The 1674-nt window shown below is 68.2% G+C and carries 1 protein-coding gene; it reads right to left on the reverse strand.

Features of this window, described 5'->3' with window-relative positions; translation table 11 throughout:
• Nucleotides 1-1659: sensor histidine kinase (locus FEK34_RS29790; protein ID WP_249359744.1), on the reverse strand; the 1659-nt coding region annotated here is incomplete at its 3' end.
• Nucleotides 1660-1674: the final 15 nt, after the last annotated feature.

Consider the following 1674-nt stretch of genomic DNA (forward strand, 5'->3'; position numbering starts at 1 on the left):
GCGGTGATCTCGTCGCAGTGTTTCGGTGAGCGTGGTTCGCAGTTGCAGGTCGGTGATGGCGGCGCGGAGTTGGCTGGTGCGGGTGACCGCGTGCTGGAGGAATGCGGTGAAACCGATCGCGGTGGCTTGCATGACCAGCACGCTGGCGATGGTGTAGACGAGTTCGGCAATGTTTGCCGTGGCGGGGGCCCGCGCGAGCATCACGACGGCGCCGATCAGCCACAGCGCGCAGAGCAACGTCATCGACAGCGTGCGCGGGCGAGTGTAGGCCAGTGCCGCGATCTGCCAACCGAGCGCCGCGACCGCCCAGTTGGCGCCGGTGGACAACTGCTCGGGCGAGAGCAGCAGCGCTTGGATCGGGACGGCCACGATCACGGCGAGAACTATCGCCCACCACACTAGCTTGGGTAGTCCGACGCGGATATCGATCCAGGCTGCGATGACCGTGGCCAACGCCACCGCCATCACGGCCAGCTGCGCCACCGGATGGTCGGCTGACAGTGCGCGCAGGCCCTGCAGCGCGGTGACGATGCCCGCGATCGCGACGAGCCCGTATCCGTAACCGCGCAGCAGGCGCCGCGAATGGTCGAACGCGTCCGGCTGATCGGCTGCGGAGTCGTCCTCGCGGGCCCAGCGCAGGATCACCTGCGTGCCTCGCCCTGGTGCCGATTCGATCTCGACAGTGCCCCCGATGTCGGTGATGCGCCCGATCATCGATCCGCGGATGCCGTGACGTCGCCGTCTCGGTTCGATGTCACTGCTGTCGAATCCGACGCCGTCGTCACCGATACCGACATGCTCGTCGGTGATGTCGACGGTGGCCGACCGGGCATGGGCGTGGCGGTCGACATTGGTCAGCGCCTCCCGTGTCGCCGAGACCAGCGCCTGTCCCACGGTCGAGTCGAGCACTAGTGACGTGGGCGCGGTCAACCGGACCGGCGTCACGGTGTCCTCGCAGATCGCTCGTATCAAGGGCACGACGTCGACGGTGCCGGATTCGGTGAGGAACACCGGCTCGGCGGTCACGGCCTGCACATCGCGTTGCAGCTGTCTTCGTAGCCGGGCCGGGTCCGCGCACACTCCTTGTCCGAGCATGGTCAGCGTCGACGCTGCCGTGTCGTGCATCGTGGCCCACATCTCCCGCTCGGCTTTGGCACGCGCTTCGGCGACCTCGGCGGCGATGCGGGACCGATCCAACTGTTCGAACCCGTCATCGGTCGCGGCCGCCGCCCGCACAACCAGGCGGCGCAGCAAGGCCGCCATCGCCCATTCGACGAGCAAGAAGTCGAGGCTGAATATCGCCAGCGGGTTGCCGACCCCGTCGACGCCGGCAGCGCCGACAGCCCAGGACACCATGACCACGACGGTCGCGCCCAGCGACCGGATCGTGGTCGTGGCCAGCGAGAACGAGATGACCGCCGTCCCCGCGACAGCCAGCATCGGACTGGCGGCGGTCGTGAACTCGGGCCCGCCGACCAGCAGCGGTGTGGACAACAAGTACACCGACACCACCGCGAGGTCGGCAAGCCGCCACCATTGCCCCATGCGGGGGCGCGACAACCGCCACAACGACCAACCCAGCAACCCGACATTGACCGCGAGCCCGCCCCGGCCGACATCACCGCCGAGCAGACAGGCGAGTGCGACCACAGAGTTCACCCCGGACAGCACCGT

The organism is Nocardia cyriacigeorgica, assembly GCF_005863245.1.
GTDB classification, from domain to species: domain Bacteria; phylum Actinomycetota; class Actinomycetes; order Mycobacteriales; family Mycobacteriaceae; genus Nocardia; species Nocardia cyriacigeorgica_C.